Annotated in this window: 19 protein-coding genes and 1 pseudogene; 10 read left to right on the forward strand and 10 right to left on the reverse strand. The window is 70.0% G+C overall.

Translation table 11 applies throughout. The annotated features are described in order from the left end of the window. Window positions 1-6: 6 nt before the first annotated feature. The 3 genes from OG490_RS03765 to OG490_RS03775 form a co-directional block, all read right to left on the reverse strand. Complete coding sequence (locus tag OG490_RS03765) at window positions 7-195, reverse strand: DUF6381 family protein (protein ID WP_330294843.1); 189 nt, start codon at window positions 193-195, stop codon at window positions 7-9. Window positions 196-545: 350 nt separating this feature from the next. Further along, a complete protein-coding gene (locus OG490_RS03770) occupies window positions 546-917 on the reverse strand; it encodes a PRC-barrel domain-containing protein (protein WP_330294844.1) in 372 nt (123 codons plus the stop codon). A 237-nt stretch (window positions 918-1154) separates the two neighbouring features. After that, window positions 1155-1514: an ANTAR domain-containing protein gene (locus OG490_RS03775; protein WP_330294845.1), complete on the reverse strand. Its 360-nt coding sequence runs from the start codon at window positions 1512-1514 to the stop codon at window positions 1155-1157. Between the two features lie 688 nt (window positions 1515-2202). Here OG490_RS03775 and OG490_RS03780 point away from each other — a divergent pair. From OG490_RS03780 to OG490_RS03795, 3 genes are all read left to right on the forward strand, one after another. Beyond that, window positions 2203-2388, forward strand: a complete 186-nt coding sequence (locus OG490_RS03780) for a hypothetical protein (RefSeq protein WP_330294846.1) — start codon at window positions 2203-2205, stop codon at window positions 2386-2388. A 414-nt stretch (window positions 2389-2802) separates the two neighbouring features. Beyond that, window positions 2803-2976, forward strand: coding sequence for a CsbD family protein (locus tag OG490_RS03790; RefSeq protein ID WP_330294848.1), 174 nt, complete (start codon window positions 2803-2805; stop codon window positions 2974-2976). 908 nt (window positions 2977-3884) lie between these two features. Next, window positions 3885-4223 (forward strand): hypothetical protein, encoded by a 339-nt coding sequence (locus OG490_RS03795; RefSeq protein WP_330294849.1) that lies wholly within the window; start codon window positions 3885-3887, stop codon window positions 4221-4223. Between the two features lie 195 nt (window positions 4224-4418). Here OG490_RS03795 and OG490_RS03800 read toward each other — a convergent pair whose 3' ends face one another. Both OG490_RS03800 and OG490_RS03805 read right to left on the reverse strand, forming a co-directional pair. Next, complete coding sequence (locus tag OG490_RS03800) at window positions 4419-5252, reverse strand: DUF1206 domain-containing protein (RefSeq protein WP_330294850.1); 834 nt, start codon at window positions 5250-5252, stop codon at window positions 4419-4421. A 140-nt stretch (window positions 5253-5392) separates the two neighbouring features. Further along, window positions 5393-6196, reverse strand: a complete 804-nt coding sequence (locus OG490_RS03805) for a SigB/SigF/SigG family RNA polymerase sigma factor (RefSeq protein WP_330294851.1) — start codon at window positions 6194-6196, stop codon at window positions 5393-5395. A gap of 683 nt (window positions 6197-6879) precedes the next feature. On the opposite strand from OG490_RS03805, the gene OG490_RS03810 reads away from it, so the two are divergent. Both OG490_RS03810 and OG490_RS03815 read left to right on the forward strand, forming a co-directional pair. Further along, window positions 6880-7011 (forward strand): hypothetical protein, encoded by a 132-nt coding sequence (locus tag OG490_RS03810; protein ID WP_330294852.1) that lies wholly within the window; start codon window positions 6880-6882, stop codon window positions 7009-7011. A 151-nt stretch (window positions 7012-7162) separates the two neighbouring features. Then, window positions 7163-7438 (forward strand): isoamylase early set domain-containing protein, encoded by a 276-nt coding sequence (locus OG490_RS03815; protein WP_330294853.1) that lies wholly within the window; start codon window positions 7163-7165, stop codon window positions 7436-7438. 63 nt (window positions 7439-7501) lie between these two features. On the opposite strand, the gene OG490_RS03820 is transcribed toward OG490_RS03815, so the two are convergent. From OG490_RS03820 to OG490_RS03835, 4 genes and pseudogenes are all read right to left on the reverse strand, one after another. Continuing rightward, on the reverse strand, window positions 7502-7624 hold the full coding sequence (locus OG490_RS03820) for a hypothetical protein (protein WP_330294854.1): 123 nt from the start codon (window positions 7622-7624) through the stop codon (window positions 7502-7504). A gap of 620 nt (window positions 7625-8244) precedes the next feature. After that, a complete protein-coding gene (locus OG490_RS03825) occupies window positions 8245-8793 on the reverse strand; it encodes an FAD-dependent monooxygenase (RefSeq protein WP_330294855.1) in 549 nt (182 codons plus the stop codon). Window positions 8794-9054: 261 nt separating this feature from the next. Then, window positions 9055-9675 carry a 2'-5' RNA ligase family protein gene (locus tag OG490_RS03830; RefSeq protein ID WP_330294856.1) on the reverse strand — a complete coding sequence of 207 codons (621 nt, stop codon included), beginning with the start codon at window positions 9673-9675 and terminating at the stop codon, window positions 9055-9057. Window positions 9676-9861: 186 nt separating this feature from the next. Beyond that, window positions 9862-10106: pseudogene (locus OG490_RS03835) on the reverse strand (LysR family transcriptional regulator); the annotation flags it as partial. A 19-nt stretch (window positions 10107-10125) separates the two neighbouring features. On the opposite strand from OG490_RS03835, the gene OG490_RS03840 reads away from it, so the two are divergent. After that, complete coding sequence (locus tag OG490_RS03840; RefSeq protein ID WP_330294857.1) at window positions 10126-10293, forward strand: hypothetical protein; 168 nt, start codon at window positions 10126-10128, stop codon at window positions 10291-10293. A 267-nt stretch (window positions 10294-10560) separates the two neighbouring features. Further along, a complete protein-coding gene (locus tag OG490_RS03845; RefSeq protein ID WP_330294858.1) occupies window positions 10561-11265 on the forward strand; it encodes a DUF4232 domain-containing protein in 705 nt (234 codons plus the stop codon). 13 nt (window positions 11266-11278) lie between these two features. Here OG490_RS03845 and OG490_RS03850 read toward each other — a convergent pair whose 3' ends face one another. Beyond that, entirely contained in the window at window positions 11279-11839 is a 561-nt protein-coding gene (locus OG490_RS03850) for a zinc-binding dehydrogenase (RefSeq protein ID WP_330294859.1), read from the reverse strand. Between the two features lie 272 nt (window positions 11840-12111). On the opposite strand from OG490_RS03850, the gene OG490_RS03855 reads away from it, so the two are divergent. The 3 genes from OG490_RS03855 to OG490_RS03865 all read left to right on the forward strand — a co-directional run bounded on the left by OG490_RS03855 (window position 12112) and on the right by OG490_RS03865 (window position 17412). Then, complete coding sequence (locus tag OG490_RS03855; RefSeq protein ID WP_330294860.1) at window positions 12112-13509, forward strand: S53 family peptidase; 1398 nt, start codon at window positions 12112-12114, stop codon at window positions 13507-13509. Window positions 13510-13985: 476 nt separating this feature from the next. Then, on the forward strand, window positions 13986-15398 hold the full coding sequence (locus OG490_RS03860; RefSeq protein WP_330294861.1) for an MFS transporter: 1413 nt from the start codon (window positions 13986-13988) through the stop codon (window positions 15396-15398). A gap of 109 nt (window positions 15399-15507) precedes the next feature. Next, window positions 15508-17412: a helix-turn-helix domain-containing protein gene (locus OG490_RS03865; RefSeq protein ID WP_443065745.1), complete on the forward strand. Its 1905-nt coding sequence runs from the start codon at window positions 15508-15510 to the stop codon at window positions 17410-17412. The last annotated feature ends 10 nt before the right edge of the window (window positions 17413-17422 follow it).

Below are 17422 nucleotides of genomic sequence, written 5' to 3' on the forward strand. Positions count from 1 at the left end.
GGCCCGTCACATGGGGTCGACGTCCCGGCTGCCCCGCTCGTTCTCCATCTTGTTCTGGTCCAAGATCCGGCGGGCCTTGTCCTTCAGCCGCTGACGCTCCGCAGGGTCGGTGGCACGCTCCGCGGCCTGCTCGAGCTTCTGTGCCTGGTCACGCATCTGCTGGGCACGGCTGCCGGACTCGCCTGCAACGCTCATGATCACTCCTACGATCTGGGGGGAGAGCGGATGCCACCAGCGAAACAGCGCCCCCACTCCCGCGCATCCCGAACAGTCACCCACCGCTATTTCCGCAGCACAGGCCAGGTGCAAGGGGGTCACCCGGCCAATTGATCGCACACTCGTCAGCAGAGGTGGCGGCGGCCAGAGCGGCGCCGGCCCTCACGGCCCCTGTCCGGCTGCAGCGCCTGCAGGAACGCCCGTCCCACAACTCAGACCACGGCGGACTTTCTCCCGGCGACCCGGCCGCCACACCTCATTGGTGACGGTGCAGGCCGGCCGGAAGTCTCTGGGTCGGCCGAAACCGCTGCGGTTACGCGCGGCCGCGGTCAGCCACGCAGTTGCTGGTAGTAGGCGCCAAGACGCTGGTGGTAGTCCGGGTCACCCAAGTGCTTGTCCTTGTCGAACTCTGGCGCGTCCTTGATCTCGTCCTTCGTCCGGGACACGTAAACCTTCTGCTCGGACGCGTCCACGCGCTCGACAACGCCGGCCGGCAGCAAAACATCCTTGCCGAAGATCCACACACCGGTGTCGACCACGATGTAGGACAAGCCGGCCTGGTCGGAATGCCTGACGATCTTTCCGATGCTGCCGTCGGTGGCTTCCACCTTGAAGCCGACCAGCATATTTCCCGCGTTGTGGCCGACGGCCGGAGCGTAACCCCAGAGATCACTCACTAAATTCCCCTCCTTGGATTTCATCAGAACAGGAAGGGAGATTCCCTATCCCACCCTGCCGCTGGCCGAGTCCCCCCATCTCCTGCCACCAAACATCCGACGGGACTCCCATGGGCAGGCAATCGGCTGGAGAGGAGGGAGTCGAGACCGTCTGCCGTCCAAGAGACGGGCCACCCCGACGAAGCTGCCGCAGCCCAATCAGACGAACGCAACGGAGGGCTGAGGTCACAATTCCCGTTGCTGCTCGGTGGGCGTGAGCTGTCACAGGCGATCGGCTGCGTGAAGGCGGCGGAAGGCATCCCGCAGCGCACGTTGCAGTGTGTCGGGGAGCACCTCGCCCTCCATGCTGCCGACCAGAGCCGCAGCTACGTCCCTGAGCTTGACGTTGCGGTGCTGCGAAACGTCCACCAGAAGACCCCAGGCCTTCTCACCTGAACACGACGCCAGGGCCATCACCATGCCCCGCGCCTGATCGATCACCGCACGACTCTCCAGCGCCTTGCTCAACTGCTCAACCTCAGCACGCAATTCGAGGACCTCGGCGATCAGGGCGTCATCCGCCAACGAACCCGCATCCGTCAACGTCCGCGCCTCTTCATGGATCGTGATCGTTCGATGCATCATGCGTACCTCGCATCACAGTCATCGCGTCCGGCCTGAGCGGAAAGCACCCCGGAGCACCTGACACAGGGTCATCGGATGGGGTTGAGGAAGCCAAGCAGAGCACCACGAGGAGGACAAGCGGGACGAACCTGACGTGCCTCCCTGGAGCGGAACAGGTCATCGCTGCCAGGGGCTGGGGCCGCACCGAGGAGCGTAGCGTGCCCAAGGGATACGGGTAGCGCCCCTTGTCGACGCGTACTGCCTCGTGTGGATGGCTACGTAACACTGGCTCCGGGAATGCGGGGAGGCCGGCGTGCACAGGACAGCCCGCGTGATCGCTCGGAGCGGAGCAGGTCACCACTGCCACGAGGACGTGACTCTCCGACCAACCCAGTCCTGCCCGTGCGTCGCAGACGGTCCTGTGCGGGAAGCCCTGCCGATTGCCGGATGGCCGCCTTGCGCCTGTTCAGGGAGCGTGAGGAGGGCTAGCGTGCGTCGTGCGGCCCCGGCCCCCGGCAGCGCAGAGAAGTCATCGCGCTCCCTCGGGGGCACCTTGCGCATCGATGCCGGAGCCCGCCTCGTCACGAGCGTGGCCGTCCCGCAGTCGCCGTCGCTACGCGATCCGGCGCAGCCTCGATGTGCCCCATGCGGGCACCGTCTTTCGGCTGCCTGCCGCGTCGCACGTATCCGACAACTGGCGGTCCACATGTACGCGCTGATCGTTCCGGTCGTGCTCCCCTTCGTCCTGCTCGGCATCGTGATGGGCCTGTCCTGGTGGGAGGACCACGTCCTGCCACCGTCCGAGGCTCCGGCACAAACCCCTGCCGAGGCTCCGTCCACACCAGCGGCCCGCCCGACGCGCCACAACCCTCCAGCAATCCTGCCCCGTTGACAACGATCGCCGCCCGGCGTTGACTGACGCCGACGGCGTAGGGCTGTGTGGTGCTCCCGATTTCCCGGGCCAAGCCTTCGCCTTCGCTTCGCCCAGACCCCGCGAAACGCAGGACATGTCCCTGTGACCGCGTGGAGGCGCAGCCATAATGGTCTGGATTCTTCTCCTTCTGCTGATCCTGCTTCTGTTCGGGTTCGGATTCACCCTGCAGATCCTCTGGTACGTCGCGGTGGTACTGCTGGTCCTCTGGGTCGCCGGATTCGCCATGCGCAACCGTGGCCGCAGTCGCGGCGGGCGCCGATACGGCCGAAGCCGCGGGTAACGCGTAACAGGCCGCCGCCCCACCCGCGGGAATGGCGAGTCGTACGGCAATCACGCGCGGGATACCCACCCCGAGACGAGCAAAGGCCAGTCGTGAGCTTTGAACAGAAGATCAGGAACAAGGCACAGGAACTCAAAGGCCGGATCGTTGAGGCCATTGGCCGAGTCACCCGCAACCCGAGGCTGAAGAGGCAGGGCAAGACCGACCGAGTCGCCGGCAACCTGAAGCAGGCCGGCGGCAAGGCCAAGGACGCCTTCAGGCACTGACCACCACCACCGACGGTGGTGTCCACCTCTTCGTGGGCACCGCCCGGCAGGCCCCGATGCGGTCACGAGCAGACAAGGAGCGGCCGCTGCCTCCTGTGGCTCGCGAGCGCAACTGACCCAACAGGACGAAACTCAGGAGCAGTTCGTCGACCCACCTCAGAAGGCCCAGACAATGACGTACGGCCCCGAACGCGCACAGCAGCCCCGGCCCAGAACCCGCGTCGCACTGAGTGGAGCGCCCCACGCCCACCTCGAACCGAACCGACCGCAGGCGCGAGAGCCGCTGATGAGCGCCGAGGGCCCCGCCCGCTGTCCCAGGCGGTCGGGAGCTGTGAGTAGCCACTCCCACAGAGGGACCAAGACAAGCCGGCCACACGTCTCCAACGGGCCGTTTCGGATTCTCCGGGCGGAGTTCTCCTCCTTCCGCGTCGCCGAGACCTCGAAGCGGATGCCGACGGCGAGCAAGAGAACGGCTTCGCCCCCTTCGCGGACAGCTCCGGCTAGTGCGATGGCAGGTTGCTGAGAGCAAGGGCGTTCGATCATCCGTCAGACCTGGCTGAGGGTCGCGCTGTTGTACGGAAGCCACAGACGCCGGCAGCATGTTGTCGCTCAACGCAGTTGGCTGCGGGGAGCGGATCTTCCGTCCGATCACCTACCGCACTACCTGGAGCGGAATAAGGCGGGCCTCCTGTCCTGGTACACGGGCTGCTGGCTCGGCTACTTGGCCACCTCCGCCGAAAGTACGCCCCACCGGAAGCGCGCAAGGTGGAGCCGGAGGCCCAGCATCACCGCATCCGCTACCCGGATGGGCCCCTGAGGCGAACGGCCTGGCGGCAGGCCCGATTCCCTTGCCACGCCAGGACTCGGTGGCCCTTGTGATGCCTCGAAGCCGGTCGGCACGGATCCGCGTGCTGATGGCCGAACAGGCGGCGCTGCGTGGCGCGCGGGTGGGCGTGGTGGATGTGTGTACCGCGGCGGTGGCTGCGCTTCCGGTCTGCGGGGCCGGAGTGTCGGCGATGTCCCGTACCGCGGCCAGTCACCCGTTGTGCAGCACCGACGACATCAGTGAGCAACTGGAAGAACTACAGCTGACTCTGGGCGAAGGACCGTGCGTGGACGCATTCGCCGTCGGCGCAGCCGTTTTGACACCCGATCTGCACACCAGAGAGGTTCAGGGCCGCTGGCCCTTGTTCGCCCAAGCCGCCACGCACGTCGGGGCTGGGGCGGTCTTCGCGCTCCCTTTATAAATCGGGGCGATCATCCCGGAAGTTCTTGACCTCTACTGCAGGATGCCGACCGAGCTGGACGTTGGGGAGTTGGCCGATGCGATGGCTTTTGCCGACACGGCGACCCCGGTGCTGCTGGACACCCGGATTGTCGAACACCTCATGCAGCAACCCGACACGGTCGGCATCGCAGCGACCGCCGCCTCCGGTGAGGAGTCACATGCGGCGCCAGCGCGCCGATACGAAGGAGAAGACCCCGAAGAGGATCAGCCCGACCGCCACCGCGACCAGGAACCACGGCCCCATCGGGGTGTGCGTGAGGCTTCGTAGCGTGGCATCCATTCCCTTGGCCTCGTTCGGATCGAACTGGACGGCCGCCACCAGGATGAAGATCCCGGCCGCGCCGAACACGATGCCTCGTGCCAAGCCTCCGCCCACGCCCAGCCCGGTCACGATCTGGCGCATGCGGCGGCTCATGGCACCGGTGTCCAACTGTCGTAGGAAGCGCCGCAGAACTGCCCGAACGGCGAGCACCACGCCGACGCCGATGAGGAGACAGCCCGCGGCCCCCACGAGAACACGTCCGTACGGCAGTTTCAGCACCGATGCCGTCCAGTCCTGAGATTTCGCGTTGCCACTGGAGCCCTGTCCGCCCCCGGCGGCGTACACGGCGGTCGCCCAGCAGACCGCGGCATAGAAGAGCGCACGGCCGCCGTCCGACAGCCGTGCCACGGCCTTCCGTCGAGGTCCGCCGGTCAGCATCGCGCGAGCGCCCCGCCAGAGCGCCATGCAGCCGAACCCGACGACGAGCGCCCAGAGCATCGCCCTCCCGAAGGGCTGCTCGGCGACCTGGCGGAGTGCGCCCTGTCGGTCCGCCTCTTCGCCACCGTTCCCCATGGCGATCCTGACGGCCAGGGCGCCGATGAGCACGTACACGACACCCCGTGCGACGAAGCCCGCCCGCCCTGCGGCGGTCAACGTCTCCTTCTCGGCGGAGCGGCGCGGCGCGAATCTCGAGGCTCGGCCCCGCCCGTGTGTGTGGGACGACATGACGATGCCTTCCTTCGCTGTGGGCGTGCGGTACACGTCCTGAGCCCCGAGTGCCCCCGACCGCAGGTCTGATGCACGCCGTTGGCCGACAACGTGTTCACCACCCCCCACGAAGACCACCTGCCGCGCGGGCGGCGCCTTCAGGCGGCCTCGGCCATCACCTGATCCCGCAGGGACTCACAGATGCGCCGGATCAAGCGGGAGACGTGCATCTGGGACATACCCAGCTCTTCGCCGATGTTGCTCTGGTTCATCTCGCAGAAGAACCTCAGGTAGAGGATCCGCCGGTCGCGCTCGGGCAGCGCCCGCAGCAGGGGCCGGAGCGCCTCCCGGTCGACGATCCGGTCGAACCCGGGCTCCGCGCAGCCAAGGGTTTCCGCCAGTGAGTACGCGTCGTCGTAGTGACCGTGCGCGGCTTCCATCGACAGGGTGGACCAACTGTGCTGAGCCCCCTGGCCTGTCCGGACCTCCTGCTCGGTCAAGCCGGTCACCGCGGCGATCTCGGATACCGCGGAGCCGCCGCCGTCGGTCGAAGGACTCAGGGCCCTGTCGGCCGCACGGACCAGGATGCGCAGTTCCTGGACCCGTCGCGGCACATGCACCGCCCACAGGTTGTCGCGGAAGTGGCGCTTGAGCTCGCCGACGATCGTGGGGATGGCAAAGGCCTCGAAGGCAGTGCCCAGATCCGGGTCGAAGCGGGAAACCGCCTTGACCAGGCCCACTTGGGCGACCTGCCGAAGGTCTTCAAGGGGCTCCCTGCCTTTGCTGAACCTTCCGGCGAGCCGTGCGGCCATCGGCATCCAGGCACACACCACCTCTTGCCTGAGCGCGGACCTATCAGGCCCTTCTGGAAGAGATGCAATACGGCGGAACTCAGCCGACGTGTCCGGGCCGTCATCGTGCGGGGGCTTGCGGCGAGTGCTGTACATACCTACGTGCGTCATGGGCACGCGTCTCCCTGGCTCGGTGGTCATCACTCGCCGTGGGAGCCGAAAGACCGCAGCACGCTGGGGAGCAACGAGAATTGCCCCCACGGCGCGCCTCCGGTCCGAAGCACACAGAGCGACTTCCCTGACAACTCACCTCGAAACCGAGTCTCTCCCAGAAATCAGCGACCGCCCAAGACACCACGGCCGAACGCTGATCGGCCACGCCCGGCGGCATGCGCGTGAGGACAGAGCGGGCCGCTTCGATCTCATGCCGACCCTGAGGTCGTCCCAGCCCGCCAGACCTTCTCCGAGCAGTTGCCTAGCAAGGGGTTTGAGATCCACGCGGCGGGCTATTCGGAGTAAGCGTCCAGCGGCCGGCCAGGACGAAGGCACCGGAGGGTTGGGTTCACAGCTCCCGGTGCCGCCAGGACTCTGTTTCCCGGGCTTCCCCAAGCTCCTGGGCGACCGATGCTTCCGCGGCTCCCCGTCCCGCCACCGCATGCACCGGCAAGGTGGCCATCGGGAGTCGGCAGCATCCGGCGGCGAACCTCGGCCCTGCCGAGGCTCCGTCGGAGCGGACCCGCACTCCAGTCTTCACCACGCCATGGCTCCTCCTACGAGTGGTGCAGCCTGATCGACCGTTTCGTCACCCCCGGCAGCTCGGTCGTTGGCTGCGCATGACCGATTTCATGGTGTTGTTGGCGTCCGATCTCCTGGCCCGGGTCTTTCCCTCCCTGCGCCACGAAGCCCAGACCACAGCGCTGCAGCACCACCGGGACCGATTGTCCGAGGACGCCAACCTCCTGATCCGGGCCCGCCTGAACAGCTGATCCCCCACCACCGACACTTCGTGAGCAGTCCGTCCGGGGGCCGACCGAGTGACCTCCGCCCGGCCCGCAGCCGTGTACTGCGACACCAGGCTCACGCACACGCGAGGATGCGCGGGCTCGTTCCTCTCCCCTTCGCGGCTGGAGTCCTCCCGTGCTCGAACGCAAGCAATTGAAGAACCGTGCCCAAGTCACCTTCGTCCTCCCCGAGGGCACCCCCCACGGCCCGGTCAGCGTCGTCGGGGACTTCAACCACTGGAACCCCGCCGCCCACCCCCTGGAGCCCCGAGGCGACGGCACCCGCACCGCGACCGTCACGCTTCCCCGCCACAGCGCGCACTCCTTCCGCTACCTCGCCGCCGGCGACTACTGGTTCGACGACGAGCACGCCGACAGCCACGACGGCACCAACAGCCGCCTCCACACCTGACCACCGGACCGCGGGCATGCGCCGGACGGGTGCACCGCAGGTCCCCGCCCGCCCGGTACGGGCCTACGGTTCCGCTCCATGAGCGATCACGACGACGACGTCCAGCTTGGGGTACGCCGAGTCCTGCCCGGGATCGGATCCGAGGAGGTCACCACGGGAGCCGAAGGCGTGCATCCGATCCGACACGCCCGCGGTGTCATGGTCGGCTGGATGCCCACCCTCATCAACCAGCCCCGCACCCGCCGACGGGGCCTACGCCGCGCACCCGCACCCGCACCCGCACCCACACCCACACCCACACCAATCACAGCGGCCCGCCCGGCCGGCGACACGCTTCGGAGACTTCCGCTTCTCGCCGGACGAGAACGACCACCGGTCGCCCCGTCCTGGTGCCGCTCATCACCAGCCGGGACCTGGGGCACATCGCACGCGCCGACGCCTCCGCCGAGCTCCTCGCCCGGGAGGGCACGCACTCCTACCTGGCGGTTCCGCTGACCGCCTGCGGGCAGCTCCTCGACGTCCTCGGACTCGGGCGCAGGCGAGACGTACCGACGGACGACGAGGCACGAAGCAGCCCTGCGAGACGCAGCCAGTTCCCGATATCGCAAGCACCGCCGGAGCCATCGTGGCCCCATAAGGCCGGCCGGCGCGATCTCCCCGAGCCCCGGCTGCGTATGCCCCCAGGGCCGTTCTGTCGGCGCGTGTTCAAACCAGACGATCAGAGCGGGACGCCGCCCAGTGGCACGGACTCCCCAGCCCCCCGTTTCTGCGCGCCACCCTGCCGCCAGCAGCGCCCGCCACGGCGATCATCTCGGCGTCGCCGTCATTCGGGCGGGGATCCGTACGACGCCCTCGGTTGGTCCGATCTCCGACGTCGACCCGGTCCTCGGCTGGTGGCGGAACCCGGCGGCTCCTGCCGGGTGGTCGTTCAGCGGAGCGTTTCCTTCGGGGGGGCGCTCGCGCAGGGCTCCGTACGCGATGAAGTAGGCCGGGAGCCGGTTCAGCCACCGCGAGTCGGTGACGAGCTCCGTCATCCGCTTGGCCCGTCGGGGATCGCCGAACGCGGTACGGCCGGCCAGCAGCGGTCCGATGACCTGGGTGTGGGCGAGGCGCTGGAGGCCTTGGGTTGCCACGGTGGTGGGCCAGCGACGGGTTTGGACGCGGCGGACGTCGCGGAGGCCTACGGTGCCGTCGCGCAGGGGACGTACGAGGTGGCGGGCCGCGGCCACCGCGTCCTGGACGGCGAGGTTGATGCCGAAGACGGGTGACATCGCGTGGGCGGCGTCGCCGATGCAGAGCAGCCCGGGGCGGTGCCAGCGGTGCAGGCGTTCGAGCCGTACGTCGAGCAGTTTCACCTCGTCCCAGGGTGACGGCGTGACTCCGGTCGGCCAGCCAGGGGGCGGCGGCCGTGAACCGGGTCATGAAGCGCTCCAGGCCCTCGGCACGGCGTTCGGTGTCGGTTCCCTTGGGGATGAGCGTGGCGCACTGCCAGTAGTCGCCGCGGTCGATGAGCGCGGTGATGAACCTGTCGCCCAGGCCGCCCACGAGTCCGCTGGGGTCGTCTTCGCGCCGCGGCAGGCGGAACCACCAGGCGTCCATGGGGCACGGGAAGTGTTTCAGGCCGAGTTCGGGCAGTGCTCTGGCCAGTGAGCCGCAGCCGTCGCAGGCCACGGTGAGGGTGGCCCTGAGCTCGCCGGTGGTGCGTCGCCTCGGTGTTCATGCGCAGGTGGAAGGAGGGTTCCCGGCCCGCCTCCCACCACGCAGCACGTCGTGCGCTCCACGGCAACCACTCCCTTCGCGGGGATCGGGTGAGCCCCAGGGGACGTGTACCGCACTGGGGCGGCGGGGCCGGTAACGGCGGGGCCGGCCTGACCCGCCTTCAGGGGCAGGCGCCGCGGGTCACGGCTATGCCCGAGTGACAGGTGTGGTGTGAAGTGCGGGAATCGGCTGCGGCACAGGGGAAACGGCTCCACCAGGGTGTCCTGGAGCGCTGTCCAGGGGGCCAGGCCGGCTGCGGCGGGGTCCAGCCACACGGTGGCGTACGCACGGTGCCGGAAGCTGCCCACACCGCTGAGGCGGACGGTGAAGGGCTCGATTTCGGTGGCCGCGGCTGCCAGCGGCGGAGCCGCCGCCTCGAAGTCGGCCTCCGGGACGAAGCCGAAGACCAGGTCGGTACGGCGGAGCCGGAACCTGGAGTTCGGGTGTGGGGGCGTCGTGGTCCTTGTCGCCGACAGCACTGCCCCTCCCCGAGGAGAACGATCGGCTCGCCGTGGGCGGAGGCCCAGCCGGTTTCAATGTGGGTGCCGGGGACACGGGGTTGCCGGGGACTGCGACGAAGACGGTGCCGGCGGAGATCCCGTCGTAGTCCAGGCGGGGCTACTCGTCGGGGGTGCGGAGGTTGTCGGCCTCGTGTGGCGGTCCGGGCGGAACCCGTCCTCCAGTTCGCCCAGCGCCCGCTCGACCCGGCGCAGAAAGGCCGCGCCGTGCCGTGCCGGTTGAGTTGGATCCGGCGGCCCCGCCGGTCGAAGAGCGGCACGCCCGGCTCCGCCTCCAGCCGGGCGATCGTCCGGCTCACCGAGGGCTGGGCGACCCGCAGTTCATCGGCGGCGCGACTGATGTGCTGATGGCGCGCGACGGCCTGGAAACAGCGCAGGGACAGCAGGTCCATCCGCCCCCTGCCTCCCCGGGTGCACGGCGCGGCCGCAGCGCCGGCGGCCCGCTGCGTCGGCCGCGCGGCCAGCATCTGCCTCCTCACCGGCAACCGGCCGGAGTCGCTCGTCGCCCGCTACGCGGCCAATCTCCTCGGCGCCCGGGTCGTCCACTGCTCGCCCTGGCCCCCGTACCCGCCGTGCTGACGCTCGGCAGCGATCCCCTGGTGGTGGCCGGCACGGGCCTTCCCGCGTACGCAGCTCCGCGCGGCCCGGGACGACTGGTGCATCCGCTTCGCCGGGGGCATCTCCGGCGCCCCCAAAGGCGTCCCGATGGCGCACGGCCTGTCGTTCGTCATGGCCGTGTCACGGAACCGCCACGGTGCAGCGTCGTGGAGAACCGGGGTGGGGCGTGATGGTGTGTCCCTCCACGAGTGCCGGTGCGGTACCGGTGGTGAACCTCGAGGAGTGGTCATGCAGTACACAGCAGGTGTCGGCCGTACCGTGGCGGCGCTGGTGGCGGCGGTGGCGGTCACCGCTCTGGCGGCGGGCTGCACTCCGGCCGGTGAGGACGGCGCGGTCGCCAAGCCGTCGACGCCGCCCGCGGGTTCGGCGTCGGCGAAGCCGGTTCCCTCGGGCGGTACCTCCTCCTCCGGTGGCGGCACGGGTGGCACGGGTGGCACGGGCACTGGCAAACCCAGCCCCTCGGAGCCCGGCGCGGGCGGCGGCGGGGCGAAGGCCTGCACGATCGACCAGCTCAAGGCCTCCGATGCCCACCAGGCCGATGTCCGGCCGTCGGGTACGGGAACGGGAGCCGCCATCGTTTCGGTGACCAACACCTCGAAGCATCCCTGCACGCTCCTCGGGTTCCCGACGGTCGCCGGAGCCGGCAACGGCTCGCCCGACAAGAATCTCCCCCTCGCCACCACCCACAGCGGATCGGCCTCAATGGTGTCCCTGGCCCCGGGCGCCCGGGCCTGGACGAAGCTCACCTTCGTCAACGTCCAGGGCGAGGCCGACGGTTACTGCGTGTCCGGCGCCACGCCCTCCAGCTTCCCCACCCTCGTCATCGGCGTCCCCGGCGCGGGCTCGCACCAGATCGCCATGGACGACGGCGTCTTCGCCGAGTGCGACAACAAGGTGACCGTCACCGCCTTCTCCCCCACCAAGCCCTCCTGAGGACAGGTGATGGTCAAGGCCGGACCGCGCTGACGCGGGCGACGTACTTGCCGGTGGCGCGGCCCTCGGCGAGGAGGTCGTGGGCCGCGGGGACTTCGGCGAGTGACGGCAGTTCGGTCAGGGGGAGCATGAGGAAGCCTTCCGCCAGGAAGGCGAGGATGCGGGTGGTTGCTGCGGCAACCCTGGCGAGGGCCGTGGTGCCGAGCGGGTCCAGGACGAGGTCGACGCCGTGGCCGTCGGTCGCGGCGCGGATCGCCTCGGCGAGTCCGTCGCCGCGGGCGATCGCGATGTCGTAGCCGCCCTTCTCGACGTCGGCGGCCTTCTCCGGCCGCCCCACGGTGCCGATCAGCCGGCCGCCGCCGAGCAGCGGTACGAGCTGGGCGATCGCGCTGCCGATGCCTCCGCCGGCCGAGTGCACCAGGACGCTGTCACCCGGCCTGAACCGGCCGGCGTCGGTGAGCAGGAGCAGCGCCGTCGCCAGCCCCAGGGAGAGATTGCCAGCGATCTCGATCAGTGTCAGGACCGCGTCATAAATTAGCCGACTCGGGTCCGGATTTCGATGCTCGGCGTTCACTGATCGGACACATCGGAGTGGCATCGGTCACGTCGGGCGCGCCCAACAGGGCGATATTGGGCGGCACTTGCTCCGATCGCCCGGCCGCCCCGGGGCGCGAACGCCACCGCGCGCCGGTGACGGAGCGTGACGGAGGCGGCGTAGGGTGCATTCAGGTAAAGCGTTCGGCATCAAGCGTCAAACACCCTTGTCCTGCACATGACTTGGCGGGTGAGATCACGGGAGCCGCTCCGAGGAGCCGTGGAGCGGCGCCACCCCCCAAGGAGTTTGAAATGCATCCAGTTCGACGTCGTACGTGGCCGCGTACCGCAGCCACTACGGCCGCTGCCGCCGGCCTCGTGCTCACCGCAGCGGCGGCCGCCCCGGTGACCGGGGCCGTGACCGCTTCCGCGCACACCTCCGCGGTCCCGCGCACCGTGGCCCGTCCGGCCGTCGCGGGGCACCAGCTGGTGCGCGCCGTTGGCAGTCCGCTCTCCATCGAGGAGTGCCGGACCAAGTGGAAGATCTCCTGCTACACCCCGCTGCAGTACCGCGAGGCGTACGACCTGAACCCGCTCTACAAGGCGGGCATCACCGGCAAGGGCCGCACGATCGTCATCGTGGACTCCTTCGGCTCGCCGACCGTCCAGCACGACCTGGACATCTACAGCAAGCAGTTCGGGATACCCAGCACCAAGGTGCAGGTGGTCAAGTGGGGCAACGTCCCCGCGTGGGACCCGAAGAACGCCGACATGCTGGGCTGGGCCGGTGAAACGACCCTCGACGTGGAGATGGCGCACGCGGTGGCTCCGGACGCGAAGATCGTCCTGGTCGAGACGGCGGTCGCGGAGACCGAAGGCACCACCGGCCTGCCGGAGATGATGGACGCCGAGAAGTCCCTCATCGACCGCGGCATCGGCGATGTGATCACGCAGAGCTTCGGCGCGACCGAGAACACCTTCCCCGGCTTCGACAAGGGTGACTTCTCCAGCATCAAGAACCTGCGCTACGCCTTCGAGGCCGCGGCGCGCAAGAACGTCACCGTGCTCGCCTCCTCCGGCGACGGCGGAGCCACCGACTACAACGCCGACGGCAGCGGCTACTACGACCACCCCGTCAACTCCTGGCCCTCATCGGACCCGTTGGTGACCTCCGTCGGTGGCACCCAGCTGCACCTCAACGACGCGGGCAAGCGGACCGCCCCCGAGAGCGTCTACAACGACAACGGCGCGGGCGGCGGCGGCCAGTCGCACGTCTTCACCCGTCCGGCGTTCCAGGACGGCGTCAAGAACATCGTCGGCGATCGGCGCGGCACCCCGGACATCTCGATGGCCGCCGCGGTCGACGGCGGCGCGTGGATGTACTCCAGCTACGACCCGGCGGCCACCGGCTGGGACGTCTCCGGCGGCACCAGCGAGTCCAGCCCGCTGTTCTCCGGCATCGTGGCCCTGGCCGACCAGGCCGCGGGCAAGCGCCTGGGCAACATCCACGAGGCTCTGTACTGCCTGTACGGGCGCTCCTCCTACGACCGCTCCACCGGCATCGTCGACGTCAACGACGGTACGAACAACAGCTACGCGGGCGTCACCGGCTATACCGCGGTGAACGGCTACGACATGGCCACCGGCGTCGGCACCCTGGACGCGGCCCGCTTCGTGCCCGCCCTCGCCCGCGAAGGACGGCGCGGCTGACGGTTCGGCACCGACAGCCCGGCACGGGTGCGCTGCCGCAGGGCCAGCGCACCCGGAGTCCTGACCCCGGATTTGGCCCCGGAGAGACTTGGACCTTGATGGTCCAGGAGAAAGGAGCGACTGATCTCGGGGTGAACACCGAGACGCTGCGGAACTGGATCCGGGCAGCCGACGGGCTCCGGCCCGGCGCCCATTCCGCGCAACCGGCCGCTGCGCTCCGGGGCGGGCCTCTTGGTCAGCACCAAACCAGCACGGGAGCCAGCACCGCCTCCCCAAAACAGGTGCAACTCAGCAATTCCGGCAGGGGTTTGCCATCCTCGCCAAGAGGGGGATGAGGGGATGGGTTCGGGCCGTGTGGTGGTCAGGCACACCCAGTCGGGGTTGATTGTGATGACCGGCCACATATACCGGTGACCTGCGGACTCCTACGTTGTGGCCACACAAGACGTCCCCGCAGACCCCTGGAAGTGGTTCACATGGCCTCCACCGCAACGGCCCCGCAGGCTCCGTCCGGCATCAGACGCATCGTCGCCGCCAGCCTCATCGGGACCACCATCGAGTGGTACGACTTCTTCCTCTACGGGACCGCCGCGGCGCTGGTCTTCAACAAGCTGTTCTTCCCCACCGCCGATCCGCTCACCGGCACCCTGATCGCCTTCCTCACCTACGCCATCGGGTTCCTGGCCCGGCCGCTGGGCGGGGTGGTGTTCGGGCATTTCGGGGACAAGGTCGGGCGCAAGAAGCTGCTCGTGCTCAGCCTGGTCATGATGGGCGGGGCCACCTTCGCGATGGGGCTGCTGCCCACCCACGCGAGCATCGGGGTGGGTGCTCCGATCCTGCTGACCGCGCTGCGGCTGGTGCAGGGGTTCGCGCTGGGCGGTGAGTGGGGCGGGGCCGTGCTGATCGTCTCCGAGCACGGCGGGGCCGAGCACCGGGGGTTCTGGGCCTCGTGGCCGCAGTCCGGGGCTCCCGGGGGGAACCTGCTGGCCACCGGCGTACTGGCGCTGCTCGCCGCCGTGCAGTCAGACGCCACGTTCCTCGCCTGGGGCTGGCGGATTCCGTTCCTGCTCTCGGGAGTGCTCGTGGTGGTCGGGCTGTGGATCCGGCTCTCCGTCTCCGAGTCGCCGGTCTTCCTCGCCGCGCAGGCCGAGGCCGAAGCCGAGGCCGCCAAGGGCGGCGCGGCGCAGGAGAAGGCGCCCGTCGTGCAGGTGTTCCGCAAGGACTGGCGGCAGGTGCTGACCGCCATCGGCACCCGGTTCGGCGAGAACATCTCGTACTACATCCTCACTTCCTTCCTCCTCGTCTACGTCACCACCCACCTCGGGCTCCCCAAGACCACCGCCCTCAACGCGCTCCTGATCGGCTCGGCCGTCCACTTCGTGACCATCCCCGCCTGGGGCGCGCTCTCCGACCGGATCGGGCGCCGGCCGGTGACGCTGATCGGCTCGGTGGGAATGGCGCTGTGGGCGTTCGGGTTCTTCGCCCTGGTCGACTCCAAGTCCTTCGCCGTCATCACGGCGGCCGTCACCGCGGGTCTGCTGCTGCACGGCGCGATGTACGGGCCGCAGGCCGCCTTCGTCTCCGAGATGTTCGACACCAAGGTCCGTTACTCGGGCGCCTCGATGGGCTCCCAGCTCGCCTCGATCGTCGCGGGCGCGCTGGCCCCGATCATCGCCGTCGAGCTCCTGAAGGACTACGGCTCCTCGGTGCCGGTCTCCGTCTACCTGTCCGCGGCCGCCGTCGTCACCACCCTCACCGTCGCCTTCGCACGCGAGACCCGGGGCCGGGACCTGTCCCGGCCGAAGGCGGAGGCCGGTGACCAGGCCCGGGCCCAGGCCGTCGCGGGGAACGGCCGTGCCGGCCGGTCTGCGGCCGCGGTCTCCGACTGAAAGCCCAGGACCGCCGACTCCACCGCCCGCCGTCTCCGGTGCTCCCGGGTACGGCGGGCGGACCCCGTCCCCGACCCCGTCCCCGTCCCCGCGCCGAAGGGCTGCCAGCATGGCTCCCGTGACCGATACCGACGAGCCCGTGGCCGCGCTGCGCCGACTGCTCGACCTGCTCGCCCGGGGCGCCCCCGTCGAGGAGTTCGCCCGGCCCGGCACGCAGGCCCGTACCGCCGGGGCACCTGCCGCCGTACAGGCGCTCGTCGAGGAGGCGACCGGGGTGGCCCTGGACATCCGCCGCACCCTGGAGCAGCACCGCCGGCGCGAGGCGGAACTCACCGCCCTCTTCGACACCGCCGGGGACCTGGCGGCGCTGCGCGATCTCGACGCGGTGCTACGGGCCATCGTGCGACGGGCCAGGACCCTGCTGGGCACGGACGTCGCGTACCTCACGCTCAACGACCCGGTCGTGGGCGATACGTTCATGCGCGTCACCGACGGTTCCGTCTCCGCCGCCTTCCAGCAGCTGCGGCTCGGCATGGGCGAGGGGCTCGGCGGCCTCGTCGCACAGACCGCCCGCCCGTACGCCAGCGCCGACTACCGCGTGGACGACCGCTTCCGGCACACCAGCACCATCGACTCCGGAGTGAGCGAGGAGGGGCTGCGGGGCATCCTCGGCGTCCCGCTGCGGGTGGGCACGCGCGTGATAGGGGTGCTCTACGCGGCCGACCGCTCGGTGCGCGACTTCGCCCCCGACGCGGTCGCGCTGCTGTCCTCGCTCGCCGACCACGCGGCCGTGGCCATCGACGGCGCCCGGCTGCTGGAGGAGACCCGTACGGCCCTCGTGGAGCTCAACTCCGCCACCGAGACGGCGCGTGCGCAGAGCGAGGCCATGCGGCTGGCCACCGAGACCCACGACCGGCTCACCGACCTGGTCCTGCGCGGCGGGGACGTCACCGACGTGGCCCGGGAGGTGGCCGCGCTGCTGCGGGGCGGGCTGGTGGTGCACGATGCCGACGGGACCGAGCTGGCCCGGGTCGCCACCGGGCCGATCGGCCCGCCCGCCCAGGGGGTCGCGGCTTCGCGGTCCGGGGGCCGGGCCGTTCCGGTGGACGGCGTGTGGGTCTGCGCCGTCCTGGCCGGGCCGGAACTCCTCGGCTCCATCGCCCTGACGGGGCGGGCGGACCTCTCGGACACCGACCGGCGGCTGTTCGAGCGCACCGGGCTGGTCACCGCGCTCCTCCTGCTGCTGCGCCGGTCGGTGGCCCACGCCGAGGACCGGGTCCGCGGCGAACTGCTCAGCGATCTACTGACCCCGCAGAGCCCCGGGCGGACGCGCGACAGCGGAAGCCAGACGATCCGGGCCCGGAAACTGGGCGTCGACCTCTCGCACCCGCACACCATCCTGGTGCTGCACTGCGACGCTGCCCTGCGGCCCCGGCTGTCCGCGGAGACGGCCCGGCACGCGCGCGCCCTCGACGGCCTGGCCGGGCTGCACGAGGGCCACATCGTGCTCCTGGCCCCGGCCGACCGGCCCGGGGAGCTCGCCCGCTCCCTGGCCGCGGAGCTGGGCAGGGCCCTGGGCGCGCCCGTCACCGTGGGATCCGCCGGCCCGGCCGACCGTCCGGGCGGGCTGCCGGCCGTGTACGCGCAGGCCGTCCGCTGCCTGGAGGCCCTGCACGCGCTGGGCCACACCGGCTACGGCGCCGCCCTCGCCGACCTGGGCTTCGTCGGGCTCCTGCTCGGCGAGGGCGGCGATGTCGGCGGGTACGTCCACCAGGTGCTGGGCCCGGTCATCGACTACGACGCCCAGCGCGGCACCGAGCTGGTGCAGACCCTCCGGGCCTACTACACGCATGGAGCCAGCCTCTCCAAGGCCAAGGACGCCCTGCACATCCACGTCAACACGGTGGTGCAGCGCCTCGACCGGATCGGCCGGCTCCTGGGCGAGGACTGGAACTCCCCCGCCCGGGCGCTGGAGCTCCAACTCGCCCTGCGCCTGCACCTCCTGACGAAGTGACGAAGTCCGA

The organism is Streptomyces sp. NBC_00503, assembly GCF_036346895.1.
Lineage (GTDB): Bacteria > Actinomycetota > Actinomycetes > Streptomycetales > Streptomycetaceae > Streptomyces.

Bases quoted from the DNA above. Each gene is read 5' to 3' on its own strand.
- OG490_RS03765 (WP_330294843.1), bottom strand. From the start codon at position 195: ATGAGCGTTGCAGGCGAGTCCGGCAGCCGTGCCCAGCAGATGCGTGAC.
- OG490_RS03770 (WP_330294844.1), bottom strand. From the start codon at position 917: ATGAAATCCAAGGAGGGGAATTTAGTGAGTGATCTCTGGGGTTACGCT.
- OG490_RS03775 (WP_330294845.1), bottom strand. From the start codon at position 1,514: ATGCATCGAACGATCACGATCCATGAAGAGGCGCGGACGTTGACGGAT.
- OG490_RS03780 (WP_330294846.1), top strand. From the start codon at position 2,203: ATGTACGCGCTGATCGTTCCGGTCGTGCTCCCCTTCGTCCTGCTCGGC.
- OG490_RS03800 (WP_330294850.1), bottom strand. From the start codon at position 5,252: ATGTCGTCCCACACACACGGGCGGGGCCGAGCCTCGAGATTCGCGCCG.
- OG490_RS03805 (WP_330294851.1), bottom strand. From the start codon at position 6,196: ATGACGCACGTAGGTATGTACAGCACTCGCCGCAAGCCCCCGCACGAT.
- OG490_RS03845 (WP_330294858.1), top strand. From the start codon at position 10,561: ATGCAGTACACAGCAGGTGTCGGCCGTACCGTGGCGGCGCTGGTGGCG.
- OG490_RS03855 (WP_330294860.1), top strand. From the start codon at position 12,112: ATGCATCCAGTTCGACGTCGTACGTGGCCGCGTACCGCAGCCACTACG.
- OG490_RS03860 (WP_330294861.1), top strand. From the start codon at position 13,986: ATGGCCTCCACCGCAACGGCCCCGCAGGCTCCGTCCGGCATCAGACGC.
- OG490_RS03865 (WP_443065745.1), top strand. From the start codon at position 15,508: ATGGCTCCCGTGACCGATACCGACGAGCCCGTGGCCGCGCTGCGCCGA.